The sequence below is a fragment of the Halomonas campaniensis genome, assembly GCF_002211105.1.
Lineage (GTDB): Bacteria > Pseudomonadota > Gammaproteobacteria > Pseudomonadales > Halomonadaceae > Vreelandella > Vreelandella campaniensis_A.
In genome coordinates this window covers 179258-194653 of the sequence record NZ_JPUA01000026.1, presented here as the reverse complement: position 1 = coordinate 194653, position 15396 = coordinate 179258, and the positions used below count along the sequence as shown (strand labels likewise).

The 15396-nt window shown below is 50.8% G+C and carries 19 protein-coding genes; 3 read left to right on the top strand and 16 right to left on the bottom strand.

The features are described from left to right. Nucleotides 1-72 precede the first annotated feature (72 nt). The 8 genes from JI62_RS09710 to JI62_RS09675 form a co-directional block, all read right to left on the bottom strand. Nucleotides 73-669 carry a GNAT family N-acetyltransferase gene (locus JI62_RS09710; RefSeq protein ID WP_088699966.1) on the bottom strand — a complete coding sequence of 199 codons (597 nt, stop codon included), beginning with the start codon at nt 667-669 and terminating at the stop codon, nt 73-75. 75 nt (nt 670-744) lie between these two features. Beyond that, nucleotides 745-1218, bottom strand: coding sequence for a GNAT family N-acetyltransferase (locus JI62_RS09705; RefSeq protein ID WP_088699965.1), 474 nt, complete (start codon nt 1216-1218; stop codon nt 745-747). A gap of 138 nt (nt 1219-1356) precedes the next feature. Then, entirely contained in the window at nt 1357-1581 is a 225-nt protein-coding gene (locus JI62_RS23195) for a PaaI family thioesterase (protein WP_088699964.1), read from the bottom strand. A 474-nt stretch (nt 1582-2055) separates the two neighbouring features. After that, entirely contained in the window at nt 2056-2670 is a 615-nt protein-coding gene (locus JI62_RS09695) for a LysE family translocator (RefSeq protein WP_088699963.1), read from the bottom strand. A gap of 424 nt (nt 2671-3094) precedes the next feature. After that, nucleotides 3095-3466, bottom strand: a complete 372-nt coding sequence (locus JI62_RS09690; RefSeq protein ID WP_276206561.1) for a GFA family protein — start codon at nt 3464-3466, stop codon at nt 3095-3097. Between the two features lie 490 nt (nt 3467-3956). Beyond that, a complete protein-coding gene (locus JI62_RS09685; protein ID WP_088699961.1) occupies nt 3957-4703 on the bottom strand; it encodes a DUF899 domain-containing protein in 747 nt (248 codons plus the stop codon). Nucleotides 4704-4856: 153 nt separating this feature from the next. After that, the gene (locus tag JI62_RS09680) at nt 4857-5264 is read right to left on the bottom strand and encodes a VOC family protein (RefSeq protein WP_088699960.1); all 408 of its coding nucleotides are present in this window, start codon (nt 5262-5264) and stop codon (nt 4857-4859) included. Between the two features lie 129 nt (nt 5265-5393). Beyond that, complete coding sequence (locus tag JI62_RS09675) at nt 5394-6170, bottom strand: aminoglycoside adenylyltransferase family protein (protein ID WP_088699959.1); 777 nt, start codon at nt 6168-6170, stop codon at nt 5394-5396. A 125-nt stretch (nt 6171-6295) separates the two neighbouring features. On the opposite strand from JI62_RS09675, the gene rlmF reads away from it, so the two are divergent. Continuing rightward, entirely contained in the window at nt 6296-7234 is a 939-nt protein-coding gene (gene rlmF / locus JI62_RS09670) for a 23S rRNA (adenine(1618)-N(6))-methyltransferase RlmF (RefSeq protein WP_088699958.1), read from the top strand. Nucleotides 7235-7624: 390 nt separating this feature from the next. On the opposite strand, the gene JI62_RS09665 is transcribed toward rlmF, so the two are convergent. The 3 genes from JI62_RS09665 to JI62_RS09655 form a co-directional block, all read right to left on the bottom strand. Next, nucleotides 7625-7945, bottom strand: coding sequence for a carboxymuconolactone decarboxylase family protein (locus JI62_RS09665; RefSeq protein WP_088700052.1), 321 nt, complete (start codon nt 7943-7945; stop codon nt 7625-7627). 547 nt (nt 7946-8492) lie between these two features. After that, a complete protein-coding gene (locus JI62_RS09660) occupies nt 8493-9236 on the bottom strand; it encodes a sulfite exporter TauE/SafE family protein (RefSeq protein WP_088699957.1) in 744 nt (247 codons plus the stop codon). A 52-nt stretch (nt 9237-9288) separates the two neighbouring features. Next, nucleotides 9289-9678: a winged helix-turn-helix transcriptional regulator gene (locus tag JI62_RS09655; RefSeq protein ID WP_240513198.1), complete on the bottom strand. Its 390-nt coding sequence runs from the start codon at nt 9676-9678 to the stop codon at nt 9289-9291. Between the two features lie 69 nt (nt 9679-9747). On the opposite strand from JI62_RS09655, the gene JI62_RS09650 reads away from it, so the two are divergent. Beyond that, on the top strand, nt 9748-10482 hold the full coding sequence (locus JI62_RS09650; RefSeq protein WP_088699955.1) for an SDR family NAD(P)-dependent oxidoreductase: 735 nt from the start codon (nt 9748-9750) through the stop codon (nt 10480-10482). A 247-nt stretch (nt 10483-10729) separates the two neighbouring features. Here the strand turns inward: JI62_RS09650 and JI62_RS22730 are convergent, their stop codons facing one another. The 5 genes from JI62_RS22730 to mauJ form a co-directional block, all read right to left on the bottom strand. Further along, entirely contained in the window at nt 10730-11125 is a 396-nt protein-coding gene (locus JI62_RS22730; protein ID WP_205737502.1) for an SAM-dependent methyltransferase, read from the bottom strand. Between the two features lie 426 nt (nt 11126-11551). Beyond that, a complete protein-coding gene (locus tag JI62_RS09640; protein ID WP_088699954.1) occupies nt 11552-12328 on the bottom strand; it encodes a nucleotidyltransferase domain-containing protein in 777 nt (258 codons plus the stop codon). Between the two features lie 83 nt (nt 12329-12411). After that, nucleotides 12412-12726, bottom strand: a complete 315-nt coding sequence (locus JI62_RS09635; RefSeq protein WP_088699953.1) for a HigA family addiction module antitoxin — start codon at nt 12724-12726, stop codon at nt 12412-12414. A 103-nt stretch (nt 12727-12829) separates the two neighbouring features. Continuing rightward, a complete protein-coding gene (locus JI62_RS09630) occupies nt 12830-13021 on the bottom strand; it encodes a type II toxin-antitoxin system RelE/ParE family toxin (protein ID WP_240513197.1) in 192 nt (63 codons plus the stop codon). Between the two features lie 147 nt (nt 13022-13168). After that, nucleotides 13169-13978 (bottom strand): methylamine utilization protein MauJ, encoded by an 810-nt coding sequence (gene mauJ / locus JI62_RS09625; RefSeq protein WP_088699952.1) that lies wholly within the window; start codon nt 13976-13978, stop codon nt 13169-13171. A gap of 170 nt (nt 13979-14148) precedes the next feature. Between mauJ and JI62_RS09620 the strand changes: the two genes are divergently transcribed. Continuing rightward, the gene (locus JI62_RS09620) at nt 14149-15198 is read left to right on the top strand and encodes an IS110 family transposase (protein WP_088699951.1); all 1050 of its coding nucleotides are present in this window, start codon (nt 14149-14151) and stop codon (nt 15196-15198) included. Nucleotides 15199-15396 lie beyond the last annotated feature (198 nt).

The following is a 15396-nucleotide window of genomic DNA, read 5'->3' as shown; positions in this document are numbered from 1 at the left end:
AATAACAGATCCGCCACATCCGCGAACGCTAAAGTTAGAAACATTTCCTTCTGCGGATATGTCATTTTCTTATTACTCACGAGGAAAGTTTAAAAGATAGTTGAGATGGGCACGCACCTCAGGCCATTCGCCCTTGTGCAGGCTATACATCACCGTATCGCGAATAGTGCCATCTCGACGCAACACGTTGCCACGGATCACACCGTCTTTTTTCGCGCCTAGGCGCTCAATCGCATGCTGGCTGGCAAAGTTGAAATTGTCAGTACGCCAGCCGACTACATTACAGCCCAACGTCTCGAAAGCGTATTCCAATAGCAGCAGCTTGCAAGTAGTGTTGACATGCGTGTGCTGCACTCGCTTGGCGTACCACGTGTAGCCAATTTCTACTCTTTTTACGTCGGGCAAAATATCATGGTAGCTAGTAGAGCCAAGCACCGTGTCGCTGGCCTCTTCAATGACGGCGAAAGCAAAGCGATGACCTTCTTCTCGGTCTTTCAAGGCGGTCTCAATATATCGGTGCGTCTCGTCAGGCGCTGGCACCGATGTAATGCGCAGGTTCCACAACTCTCCGTCCGCTGCGGCAGCGCTCAGGCCAGCTTCATGGTTGAGTGTAAGCGGCACGATTTTTACGCCGCGCGCAGAGAGGGTGACAGGTTCGATAAAAGCCATGTTTGCTCTCATATATCTTTTGTAGTGCTCAAGGGGGGGGAGGCTTACGATGAGCACAAATAGCAGGGTTGGGGACTACAGTTTGAGTTTCATTCCTTCATGAGACGCTACGAAGCCGAAGTCCTCATAAAAGCGTAATGCATCCGGCCTCAACTTATCAGTTGTGAGTTGAACCAGAACACACCCTCTTTCTTTAGCGCGATTTATGGCCCACTCAAACATAGCGCGACCAATTCCAGATGATCGGATTTCCTTGGATACGCGAACACCCTCTATCAGAGCTCGCCATCCCCCCTGGTAGGTTAGATATGGAATGAAGGTAATTTGAAGCACGCCCACAATATGATGGCCTATAATTGCAACTACCAACTCATTGTTAGGATCAGCATCGATAGCTTCGAAGGCCGTATGATAGGAATGAGACAGAGGAGTTGAAGGATCTTCACGCTTTAGACCAAGGTTATCGTCGGCTAGCATCTGTACGATAGCTTGCAGATCTTGGTGGGTGGCCACACGAAACGAAACGCTTTCCTCTAGAGACTCGCACATCTCATTTTCTCCTTCCAAGGGCTAAAGCTAAGTGCAAGGGCAGCCTGCAATGTACAGATTTTTGTGCAAAACCAGGAGCGCAGCGGCCGCACACAAAATGTGCCTGTTGTAAGCTAGCCTCCAGAATGAGTGGTTAGATTACAACGCACCGGTCTTGCTTATGGTTCCAAGAGAAACCGCAACCAACTTCTCCTCGCCATTTCCTTGCGAGTATACTTTACACTCACAAGTAGACTGGTGCTTACCTGAGTATAAAAGTGTAGATCTAGCAACCAACCGATCTCCGACAGCAGGCCGGACATAGTTTACTTTGTATTCTGAGGTAACGCAGCTTCCTAGTACTGACGCGCCAGCAAAGGTGATGCAGTTATTCTATGAATTCAAGCCCAAAACCAAGCCATCTCTAACCCCATATATCTCATCATTCTTAAAAGACCAGTAAAGCAATGAGAAATTGAGCTTATCTCGAATAGCCACTTGATAGACTCTTAACCAACGTGGCGGCTTCATAAAGACAAGAACGGTAGCTCTAGACGCTCTATCCGAATAGGTTCTAGAGCTCCCTCCTTCAATGATCCATTGATGTTTTGATGCCCAGGATCTTACCGTGCTATCAATTTCGGAGTTTGTCCGAAGCTCCCCTCCTCATCATGAACGGCCTTATCAACACAATAAACAGCTATGTCAAGTAACCTCGAAAGCCTAAGTGCCAACCTAGATTTACCTGAGCCAGAACCTCCGATGATCATTATTCGTGTCGCGCTCATCCCTTCTCTCTTTATACCTAGCGCTGAGTTAAGCCGCTTTGCGGTATGGGTTTAAATGATTGCTTAGACCTTACCGCTCAGTCAGCGCGAGCTGTACGCCTAGACCCGCGAACGCTGCCGCGAAGCTCCTTCGCAACCAACCCTGAATCTTAGGTGAATCAATAACGGCTGCTCTAAATGCATGGGCAAGCTGCCCGTAGATGATGAAGACAACAAAGGTCATCGCCATGAAAATAGCGCTCAGTCCGAGCAATTGCCCTAAAGATGACTGGACGTCTGTTGCAATGAAATGCGGCAAGAAGGCTAAGAAGAAAATGGTCAGCTTGGGGTTGAGGATATTCAGCAGAAACGCCTTACCCATCAGCGAAACGGCATCGCCCTTTCGCCTCACCTCATGAACAGAGAAAGCGCTTCGATCACGCCAAGTAACGACGGCCAAGTACAGAAGGTATACAACCCCCGCATACTTGAGCACCTGGAATGCTATCGCGCTCGTATGCATGATAGCCGCTAGGCCCAGAACAGTGGCCAGCAGGTGCGGCACAATACCAAGTGTGCAACCGATAGCAGCATAGAGACTTGCCAGACGCCCACGCATTAAGCCAATGGAAACGGTGAAGATAACACCTGTGCCTGGGATCAGTACGACAACCAACGAGGTAAGCAAGAACTCAGCAGAGAACATAAACGACGACTCCTCTATGGGGCACGCCGCTGCCCGATGCACAGCAGCGCAGTAGGTTCCAAGTCTGAAGGCAATCTCAATGCTTTCTTCACCCTTGAATCATCGAACCCTGCTACTAGAACACAACCAACTCCGAGAGCAGTACTCTGAAGATGAACATGTGATGGTGTAGGTAAGTCGAAGACCATACGATTACTCCCTACCCGTAACGTTGATTATGCGATGCTAATCGACGACGAACAACTTAGCCTCCTGAGCAGCAAAAAGTTCGCGACATGCTCGCCGCCTGTTAAATCTACGTATATTACTCTGCCCAATTCCAATTGCTTGCGCACGGGCTCATGAATAATTGAAGGGCAGCGTAAATTGCTCCGCTGCAACCGGCTAATGTGTGCTGAACCATATTCTTCAATGCTACATTCATTTATCCTTGTTTTTGCGCATACTCCTGGAGTAATTCTGGGAATTTCTCCTGTGGTGGAAACTTAACGAAGCTATGCTCTGCACCAGTCATTGTCCACTCCAGCTTTTCATCCGTGTAAGTTTCAATGAACGGCTTGTAGGTTCGAGAATTTTCTAGCAACGTTGAGCGCACATTTACAAGGTCATCCATGCCTTCAGGACGTGTGAATAGCCAGCTCATGCAATGCCCACAGAAAAAGTGGCGTGTATTACCGTGCAGCCCTCCGATAACAGGCTCTCCAGATGTGATCGAAAAGGCGGCGCTAGAAAATAGCGAGCTAAGGCTAAACGCGCTTGAGGTCATTTGCTGGCAGCCTGTGCAGTGACAAGCCATTGTGATCATGGGCTTTGAGCTAACCTCAAATTCAACCTGACCACAACGACACCGACCTTTAATATTATGAGACGCACTGTTCATCGTATTCTATCCCCGAGTTTAATATTTTAGAGCCTTATTCGTTCCTTAGCCTGAGACTTGGACACAAGCCAGTACAGGATAAGTAACAAGGCACTAGTAAAAACCAAATTTCGATCTACCTCATATTTTCTACTGTCTTAACTTATTTTTTGGACAGTCTGCAGCGGGCATTTCATTAGAATCAACCACATCGCACATCGAAATCAACATGCATCCAAAAGCTATCAGTTTGTCCGGCAACAAAAGTTCGAAAACTGGGGCCGCAGGTACTGAGTTTTGTCAGATGCGAGTCGCCATAACCAAGCGAGATAGGCAGATCTTCACCGGCCGCAGCCCCAACTTTGTCCGCTCAACCGGAGTGTTGTGATCGAGTGCTAGGCGGTAGGCATGCAACAGGCTGAGATCATCAGCAGGAGTGACAACTCACGTTTGCGGGGCTCGCGTCATACTCATCGTGGCGCCGAACCCAGTCCATAATTTCCTTCTCGTTGCGGCCTTTCGGCGTGATGTCGAGATAAACGAAGGCGCCAATAACCTCTTCATTGCCACGAGCGTAGCTGGAGTAGGTGTGGAACACAGACCCGCTCTCATCCCTGTAGAAAACGCTAAGGCCGGGCAGTTCTTCGCTGAAGTATTTTGGATCCTCGATAGCTTGGTAGTTGTAGTAGAGCCGACCAGCCTCAAGATCCTCCCTAGCGAAAGAGACCTGAAAGTCAAAATTGAAATCGCTGCCCTGGGAAGACGCCCAAGTGGCTGTCCAGCCCATGCGCCTCCGGTAGGCTTCCAGCTTTTCCAGCGGCGCGCGGGATACACGAACGTAACTGACATCATGATTGGCGAGGTGAACGATGGCTCCCTCAGCATGATCTGCCTCCAGCGAGCAGCTCGGGCAGCCCGCATTCCAATCAGGGCCGAACATGAAATGGTGAATGACCAACTGACTGTTTGTGCCAAATAGCTCTGCAAGCGTCTTCTTCCCTTCCAGCGTGGCGAAGACGTATTCCTTCTCTATCTTGACCCATGGCAGATCGCGCCGCTCACGGGCGACCAGGTCGCGCATACGCGTGAGCGCCTTCTCGTTCTTTAGGTGGGCTTTGCGTGCCTGAAGCCACTCCTCTTTGGATACAACTCTCGGTGATTCAATCTGACTCATGACGGACTACCTCGCGTAAATTCAGCGTTGCTCCGGCTTGCAGCACCGGAATAATGCGTTTTGCATAGAGTAGTCGTTCGCCACTGATCAAAATCGACAACACCGCCGCAATTAATGACGATGCGCTTGGTGAAGTATTGATACATCGCGGCCCTAGTTCGAAAGATTGAGCTGCCAGGAAACGCCATACCTATCCTTTAACCACCCAAACTGTTCACTGAAACCGTAGTTATCCAAAGGCATTAGTTCAGCGCCATCCTCAACTAGGGCATGAAAAGCCTTTTCAATTTCGCTCGTTGATTCACACTCAACATACAACGACATCGATGGCGTGAAAGTAAATTGGTGATCAAGGTGGCTATCTAGCGCCAGAAACTCAGTACCGTTTATCGTAAAGCGAGCCATCTTGGTGGAACCCTCTGGTTCGTTCTCACCCGCTTGGTAGCGCTGAATATCGAGGATCTCTGAACCAGGAAATAGTGAGGTATAGAACCTGATTGCCTCTTCGGCCTTCCCGGCTTGCTCGCCGACAAACATTAGCGAGGTCGTAATGGACTTCATGTATGCCTCTGTTCCAATTGATACGTATAACGCTAAGAGTTTAGCGCCCTTGTAATGGAGGCGAAGCCACATTAGGAGGGCAGCAAAAATTTTCCCCTGTGACTATGGCTGTTCGGGCTTCTCCCGCCGCTATGCATCAAGGCACGCCTCAATCGTTTTTTTCATATACGAGACAAGCGCTTTGAAGTCCTCACGACTCTTTTCCCACTGGTCTTCAATCTTGCCGAGGTAACCTTCACGAGCGTACTGTAACAGCACTGCGTGATCAGGAGGCGCTTGCTTTTCCGCCCACTGCGCCGCTATATCCTTTGGGGCGATATCACCAGTTGCAGCGGTAAGCCACATACGGGACAAGGTTAGAACCACGTTACGCTCATCACCAGCTGCCTCCGCCAGGAGATTGGGTAATGAGTCACGGATTGCCATTCGGATATCAGTCAGTGGCACAGGCTCGAAAAGGCTAGCAGCATCAGTTCCATACAGCGGCAGACTGTTATCAATTACCTTTTTCAGAACAATCGCAAGATCAGGGTCGCGGACTGGCTCCGGGACGTTTCCGGCCTCGAATTCCTCTCGCAACCACTCACCGTATACAAACTCGGCCCGTGGCGGAAACTGCCAAGGGACAACATCAGAGACCGTTATCACCGTAAGCTCTAATGGCCTTTTGGCCTGTGAATTCCCAATCACGCCAGATACGCTCATCAATTGAGCAACCAAGGTCTTCCTTTGCATAAAAGTAGGCGGATTAGAGGTTGCAACCAAGATATCTACGTCGCTGCTAGGCTTTAAACCACCAACAACGGCAGAGCCGAAAAGATAAATGCCGACGATTGAATCACCAAGCACATCTTCAATGATTGACTGTGCCTGCGTTGCTTCATCTGGTATCTCTGGGTTTACCATATTTCAGGGAGTTCCTCTCGCCACCCTCGAACTGCTGAGTAAGCTCAACACAGCCATTAAGGTTATAATCACGGACTAAGCCAAACCCACTCGACAATTGAATGCCAAGCCTCAGGCCTAATACTGTGAACAAGCACCCTCAAAGTGAAAAAAGCCGAACCAAGCCTGTTCGCAAAGGCCTGCACCCGAAGAATCTACACAACCAAGGCTATGACTTTCCAGCGCTCGTAAAGAGCCACCCAGCGCTAGCTCTCTATGTGAAGCCGAACGCTCATGGCGCCCTTTCCATCGATTTCGCAAACCCACTGGCAGTAAAAACGCTCAACGCCGCGTTATTAAACCGATACTACGATATTGTCGATTGGGATATTCCAGAGGATGCACTTTGCCCTCCCATCCCAGGCAGAGCCGACTATATTCATCACATGGCAGATTTATTGGAGTTTAGGCTTGGAAATGAACAGCCCAGCATCAAGCTGCTCGATATAGGGACGGGGGCCAATGGCATCTACCCACTACTGGCCTGCCAAATTTACGGCTGGCAGTGTGTCGGTAGTGACATTAACCCTCTGTCGCTTGAAAACGTCGCCACGATTATCTCCCACAACCCCACACTCGAAGATCGCTTCACGCTGCGCACGCAACACGATAAAAACCATGTTTTTGAAGGGATCATTCAACCAGGGGAGTTCTTTGACGTCAGTGTATGCAATCCCCCTTTCCATGCCTCGCTCGATGAAGCACTTAAAGGTAACCAGCGTAAACTCAATAACCTTGCGCGTAGTCGCGGTGAACAAAAAACAAAAACCCCCACGCTGAATTTTGGCGGGATGGGCGCGGAACTCTGGTGCAAGGGAGGCGAACAGCTGTTTCTTAAAAAGCTAATCAGAGAAAGCCAAGTGTATGCAACTCAATGCCGCTGGTTTAGCAGCCTGGTTTCAAAAAACGACAATGTTAAGCCTGCCAAGAAGCTGATCCGTAAGCTCGGTGCCGTTGACGTACGGGAAATAGAGATGAATCAGGGAAATAAGATCACGCGGATATTGGCCTGGACATTTATGTGAGCCGTTCCGGAGATGGCGCATGATTATGCGAAGTCTGCCGTGACATTATTCCGCTATAAACACTGGAGAACTGCCAGTGCTCAATCAAAGACGCGCTACGTGAAAGGTACCTGGCTACAGCGGATCTCGGCTATCAAACTTAGCCGTCAGTGTTTTTTTCTAACAGCCTCAGCGCTCAATATAGCGGCACGTTGATACGCCCGGCGGCTCTTGCTAGTTATACGATCATTCCTCTTCGTTTCATTTCTTCCTCAAGATTTCGCGGAATGGGGCGGCAGGAACAGTTTTTAAAATGCGCCAAGTGCCACTCAATTCTTTCCTCTAAGGTAGGGTTCTTAGGCATCCTATGGTTGCGATGCCACTCTGCGTTCGTTTTTTTCATAGTGGACTCTAGCTGTCATAGGCTTGAAGGGCGATTGGCAGCGAGCGTGTAACTATGTTGCCTGCTGCTGGCAGGCCAACGAGTATTGCGCTGATTATTTCTTCTCTAGATGCGCCCGCTTCCTTCGCAACCTTCACATGAAATGGAACACCGCTATCAAGGCCTTTAACAGACAATACGGCTAAGTAAGCAAGGCTCTCTGTTTTCTTGTCTAAAGCACAGGCATTGCCCAAGCTCTGGACTGCTATCATCCATGCTTGAGCATGCTCCGGCGCTTCCTGCATGAATATCTGATAAGCATTGCTTACCAAGTTTTCATTACCATTCATTTCGTTCCCCTTTTTCTTTAGGCACATACGCCCTCCATAAACAGCGCGCGAAAGGAACGTCCTGCGACCGAAGGGAGTGAATTTAATGGCTTGTTTATGCCTGTTTGTCATCAGTCGCAGGCACCATTTAGGATGTGTGCCAATCAGTGATGAATAGTTTCAAAAAGTCATCTTTGGTTAGAACCGTTCCAACATAGCCAAGATCACGGAGAAGCACCACCATCAACTTACAAGTGTCCGTAGCAATTCTATTCCGTCTAGCTCGCCACTACTGGACTTAGCTTTCCACTGCCAGAATCTATTACTGCCTCATCTGAGGCATAGAGAAAAAGCCGGTGCCCAGCTCCATCACTTATGAGTTCCACTCAGGCAGGTTGCGGCGAGATCATGGCAGGATGGTGGCTACAAGGTGGCGAAGATGCCTGTTTCTCGCCAAAGCGTGGATACAAGCTACGGAGAGAGCTCGCCTGTGGTAGTTATTCAGAAATCGACCATATCACCACGGCCGCTCTCAGATCCCACAGCCGCCACGAAAGCGCTACCCGCCCTACGCCAGGGCAGTTTTGCTGACCAGCACGACACCGAAGGCGATCAGCATCAGCAACACCACTTTTCGGAAGGTGTCGGCATCCATCCGCTGGCGTACGATACCGCCGATCTTGGTGCCGACGTACACGGGTATCAGCCCCAGCAACGAGATCCAGATCGTTTCGGCCGTCATGAGCCCCAACTTCGCTAGGCCCACGGCCATGACCAGGCTCGAAAGGGTAAATGAGATGTTGATCGCCTGGATAAACCGTTTGGGATCGAGTTGAAGCGCCAGCAGGAAAGGCAAGACCGGCATGACTTGCGATCCGGTCATGCCATTCACCACACCGGTGAGGAAGCCGGAAACCGGCGCAAGTTTGCGGCCCAGGCTCTCCGACAACGGTTGTCCAGGGCGAAACAGCGTGAAAGCGCCGTAGCCGATAAGCACCAGGCCCAGTATCGCGCCGGCGACCAAGCTATCGATCAGATCCAGTACGGCGAGGCCGATCAGCAGGCCGGGGATGGTGGCGAGAAACATCGGCCAGAAGCGCCGCACCGTCTCCCCAAAGTGCCCTGCCTGCATCATCACGATGGCGTTACTCACCAGCGAGGGAATGATGACCAGCGGCATGGCGGATTTGAGGCCCAGCCCAAGCGCGAGGATGGGTAGCGCGGATGTTGAGAACCCCAAACCGGTCGCCCCTTTGACGAAGGCAGCCACAAGATAGGCACAGGCGATGATCAGAATCGTCTCGAAATTCACGGTGCATCCATACGGCAACTCTCACAGATTGGTGTTAGGCCGGCTTCGCTTCCTACCGGCTGGTTTTCCGGCGATCCATCGCCGCGGCAATGTCCTCTTCGTGCTCTTCTCCCCAGCCGCAAAGCGGCTCCATGGCCTGCACCAGACTTGCCCCAAAGGGCGTTAGCGAGTAGTCGACGCGCAGCGGGATCTCGCCATAGTCGGTGCGCTGGACGATGCCGTCGGACTCCAGCTCCTTCAACTGCTGGATCAACATTTTGTCGCTCACGCCCCGGACGCTTCGCTTGAGCTCGCCATAACGCGTCGGGCCCTTGCTTAAAAAGAACAGAATCAACGGCTTCCACTTGCCGGAGATCACGTGCAGCGTCGCATGCAGGCCACAAATGAAACGTGGGTTTTCAGAGTTTACTTTCGCCATAAAGGTACTTACCAAAAGGTGCATACTTGAAGATTTGTAAGTTGTTTATATATTGTGAAAGCGCATCGAGTCAACACACACGGAGACCCAACCATGAATCGACTAAACGGTAAAATTGCACTAATCACTGGCGGAGCCAGCGGCATCGGCCTGGCCTCGGCCCAACGCCTCATCGACGAAGGCGCCTTCGTCTTCATTGTCGGACGGCGCCAGGAGGCCCTCGACAACGCAGCTGAGGCATTGGGATCCAACGCCCGGGGCATCCAGGCGGATGTAACGAAGCCACAGGATCTCGACCGCGTATTCGATACAGTGCAGAAAGAGAAAGGCCGCCTGGACGTACTGGTGGCCAACGCGGGCGTCGGCGAATTCGCCAGCCTGGGAGAGATCACTGAGGAGCACTACGACTACATCTTCGACATCAACGTCAAAGGCACCCTCTTCACTGTCCAGAAGGCCCTCCCCCTGATGACGAACGGCGGCTCCATCATCCTCACCGGTTCCACGGTCGGCAGCATGGGCACCCCCGCGATGAGTATCTACAGCGCCTCCAAGGCGGCCGTCCGAAATCTGGTGCGCAGTTGGGCCTATGATCTCAGGGGCACCGGCATCCGCGTGAACGTCATGTCTCCTGGCCCGACCAAAACAGACAAGTTGATCGAATTGCTCCCATCCGACGCCCTGAGCAAGATGAAACGGAGCGTACCGCTTGAGCGTCTGGGAGATCCCCAAGAAACCGCAGGCGCGGTGGCGTTCCTGGCGTCCGACGATAGCAGCTTTATGACCGGAAGCGAGGTGTTTGTTGACGGAGGTTACGCGCAAGTTTAGGAGTTAGGCCGAGAACGGGAGGCAATGAAAAAAAGGGATCAGATAGGTTTTAGATCAGTCAGCTTGGTTAAAAACAAATCAACCTGCTCTCTTTACATTGATCAGAATAAACTCGATCTGACCCCTTTCATTTTGGCTTCCCTTACACATAACGAACTTTTCAGAGAGCGCGTTCTTTTTGCGCTCCGCTGCAAAAGACTTGTTAAGCCTGTTTGAGGCAGAGCCGCGGCATCAGCGCGAACACTCCTCAGCCGAGATACTCACGCGTGTAAGCTGCATGGCGCTCAGGCTCCGAGGACAATTTGGATTGAACCTCTTCTGCCAACTCATCGTTGGGATTGGCTTCAAGCCATCGGCGCATGGTGAGCCATTTGGCCGCCTCGTATCTGTCCCAGCCGTCCTGATTGGCCAGCACCATTTCAACAACGTCGTAGCCCTGGCGATCGAAAGATCTGACCAGTTCGGGCAGCACAAGGAAGTCAGAAATTGCATTTGCCAGACACCCCTTGGCGACAGCTTCCGTTGGCGGCAACTGCAACCAATAAGGTTCTCCGATAAGGATAATTCCTCCGGTGCTCAGGCTTCGCGCAAGAAGTTCGCTGGTGCCAGCGACTCCTCCGGCGATCCAGGTAGCCCGACGCATGCGGCCACGCTGACCTTCTCGTCAGCAACGTAACCGACAGCATCCCCATGAATGAACTCGACGCGATCAGCGACCCCCGTTGTTCAGCGCGGCGCTTCGCTTGCTCGCTGAATAACTCGCTCATGTCGATGCCGGTACCGACAATGCCGTAGTCGCGTGCCCAAGTACAAAGCATCTCACCCGAGCCGCTACCAAGATCCAGGACGCGATCCTCCGACTCCAGGCGCAAAGCCTCACCGAGAGTGGCGAATTTTTCAGGTGTGAATGGATTATGTATGCGGTGCCCACTCTCAGTGATGCTGAATATTCGTGGGATGTCCATTGCGTACGGTTCCTTGCGGCTATAACAAATTTGATAAAAGCATAATGCCTGGGCTAAGCCGCCGGTTGGAACGCCAGCGCAAACCGGTCGGCTTGAGACCCTTGTTAACTCAATGTCTCGTGGAACAAAGAGTTTAGGTCGTTCATAGTTTGCCCGCTTTTACCAGGGCTCTCTGCAAAAGATTCCAACCGCTGAAGCTCAGACTCAATGAAATGGTTTAGCTCAGTGATCGGCGGCGCCAACTCCTTTTCCAAGCTCCTCTTTTTCCTTTCGAGCAACTCTGAAATCTGGCTATCCAGATCAATTCTTTCGCTGACCATTTTCCGAAGTTTCTCAAATTCAATTGGTGCTGGTTCCCGATATTTTTCCAGCCACATAATTGAAAGCAGTGGCCTCAATACATAGAAATACTTCTTAATGGGAACTAGCTCTTCGCGGAGATAACCCCTGTAATTCGTCTTCGCCATACTGCGGTAGTGGTATATTCCTTTTTCAACGGAATACACCTTCGGAAGAAGCTCCCGCGCTTCCTGAGCAAAATTGCCCCGCTCGATATAGACGATGGGTGACTGCAGCCATTCCACAAACGCAGGATTTGACTTAGAAAAAAGCTTCAAAGCTTTTCTGATGTCCCACCCATTAATGTCGATTTCGTCGACAATCGGATATTCAATAACATCCCTCTTGTCTTCTAGATCGACGGCCACATACCAGTCCTTGGGATGGGCATATATAAAGCGGACATCGTAGTCACTGTTGGGTGACTCGAAACCCCAAGCCCGGCTACCTGATTCAACGGCATAAAGCACTCGTACCCCATGCTCTTTTTCAGCTTTCTCAATCCTGGAAAGGATCTCTTCTTTAACAACTTGTTCGATCATAGGTATTTTTGAGTTAACGCCTGCCATCACCGGTGACAAAGCCGGAGCGAAGCTTAGGTTTTGGCATCCGCTGCACGGCTTGGTTATGCAACATGTAGCGGCTTGATTCGATCCACTTCTTCCTTCACCGACTTCGCAGCATTCCAGAGATCAACAGACCGCTGTGCATTCAGCCAGAATTCTGGCGAGTTACCAAACAAGCGAGCAAGCCGGAGCGCCATTTCAGGGCTAACAGCACGACGTTCGCGCAATAATTCATTAACTGACTGACGAGAGACACCCAAAGATTCGGCCAACCCCGAAACCGTCAGCCCATAATCCGGAAGAAAATCTTTCCTCAGCATTTCGCCTGGATGTGTGGGTTTGCGTAGCATACCGGTCGTATTAAGAATAGACATATCATCACCTCACTCAGTGGTAGTCACACACTTCGACTTCATACGCATCACCACCTTCAAAACGAAAACAGATACGCCACTAATCATTGATTGAAATTGCGTGCTACCCCTGCCTGTTTCCCGACAGCGGGTGGAGGCGATTGCCGGGCGGCACTTTCAAATCCTCTAGCTGTACGGCCAAATCCACGTATTCAAGTTTTCTAGTTGCTCTCGGAGCAACATCCGCAGGAAATTTCTTTGACTTGCCCTTGGAGTAGAGTTCTTGGGTTCGTTTGTCAGCGAAGGATTTGATCATGAAGAGAAGCGTAATGCGTCACGTGACGCTTGCCAATGCGATCTGGAAGTGACTGCATAACGCTCACGTTCAGGTGCGTTTGAGACTATGCGTGCGCTTGCACCAGCAAGGGTGCTCAGCGGGTCAAACGTCACCTGAAACGTGTTGTTATACGTCGCGCATGAAGCTGGCACAGAGCGCCTCCAACGCGCCGAGATACGGCCTAACTTCTTCATCAATTTTGGGATCGATTGGAGCATATCCAAACGATTTGTCCAGTTTGAGGTGCGCGCAGCGATGACGAACATCAACCACTTCGTCTACGAAGGCTTCGAATTTCCCGTCTGGAAACAGTTTCTCAAAATTTCGTCGAAGCTTTTCGGACTTCTTGAACGCGGCCTTCAAGGGTTCCTTCTTTGAGCCCGAAAACAAGCTTTCAAGGATTCTGAAGAAACCCAGAAATCTTTTGATAGGGCTCTCATCCGCCGCAGCGTCATTGAACTGAGCAAGTAGGCGCATGTCGATCGGCTTGAGAGCATTTTCTTGAAATTGCTCCGAATCAAACGCTGGAGTTGGTATGACTTCTTCTAAATGAAGCTCAACAGAATAAAGCTTATCTCCGAACTCCTTCTCTTCCTCCTCCGTCTCCGCGATACGCTTGCATGTAACAAGGCCGTAGTTGATCTTGAAGCGGCCTGACTGAAACGAAATTTGCTGAGTCATGTACTGGGCGATCCAGTGAGCCATAGGCTTCGCTTCTTCCACCCCATACCCAAGGGTGATGTACAAAGTGCCCACTTGCTCCACACCCGGGGGACAATTGCGATCATTTCCAGGCTCAATCCGAGCCTCGAACTCTAGCCGCTCAATTGTGCCATTCCCGAAGTCGACCGGTTGCTCAGACGCCCCCTTGTACTTGTGTTCCTTTCCAAAGTGGAAATCGACCGCCTCAAAACTAAATTGCCACTCGGTCTTCAATGGAAGCCTCCCTACGACGTATAACGCCGGGCTTTGCGGCGGTTTTGGAGGAGCGAAGCGACGGAAAAACCGTACGTCAACAGCCCTTTGATACTCATTGAGCCTTCTCCCCCAGCTCAGCCCGTTTGGCTAAGCTGAAAAGGCGACCAAACCTAACAGGAGAAGACTCAATGAACTTTTACAATAGCACTCATCGCCACTACTGTGGAATTGATCTGCATGCCCGTAGCCTGTATGTCTGTATCCTGGATCAGCAGGGCGAAACCCTTCTGCATAAAGAGATTCCAGCCAAACCAGAACCTCTGCTTAATCTGCTCGAACCTTACCTGGACGATCTGGTAATCGGCGCCGAATGCATGCACTGCTGGTACTGGATCGCTGATTTCTGTGAAGACCAGGGCATTGTTTTCATTCTCGGTCATGCCCTTTATATGAAGGCCATTCATGGCGGTAAAACCAAGAATGACCGTGTGGATTCTTACAAAATTGCGGCGCTTATTCGAGGCGGTAATTTCCCCCTCGCTTATGTCTACCCACGCAGCATGCGAGCTACCCGTGACTTGCTTCGCCGCCGAACTGGGCTCGTTCGCCACGGCGGTGATCTCAAAGCTCATGTGGTCAACACAACGAGTCAGTACAACCTACCACCCAACAAGGTCAATTTAAAAAATGTCAGTGCCAGAGAACAATTGGGCAGAACCTTTGATGACCCGCTCGTTCAGCGCCATATCGATCTCGATATGGCCGTTTTAGAGTGTTACCACCGGGAACTAAGCCAAGTGGAATGGCTATTGGAAAAACAGGCCAAAAAGCATCAGCCAACCTACTACCACTTATTAAAAACCATTCCCGGCGTTGACATTGGCCGTATTCTGGCCCTCACCATTCTGTATGAAGTGGGTGATATTCGACGTTTTGAATCTGTCCAGAAGTTTGCCTCCTATTCCCGACTGATCATATGCAAAGCCGAATCGGCCGGTAAGACCTATGGCACCCAGGGCAACAAGATTGGCAATGCCCATCTAAAGTGGGCTTTTTCTGAGGCTGCGGTGCTTTATCTGCGGGGCAATCCAGGTGCTCAAAAACTGTTACAACGTTTACAGAAACGCATGGGTAAAGCCAAAGCTTTATCGGCTCTGGCCCACAAGCTCGGACGTGCGGTCTATTTCATGTTAAAGAACGAGAAGGTGTTTGATGAGCAACGCTTTTTAACGAGTTAGTCACGCAGCAGGATGATGATCAACGTCTAACTGGATCATCACGGAGTGTGCTGAAACCGGGTGTCTGCTGACTGATCTTGAAATCTGCAACTCGACTTCTACACCCAACTAGAAGCCCGTCGCTTTGATTATCCATCCTGCTGGCGTGCACCAATACCCTGAGCAAGTGGGCTTACACCGGCGCTGAACCTGAAACTA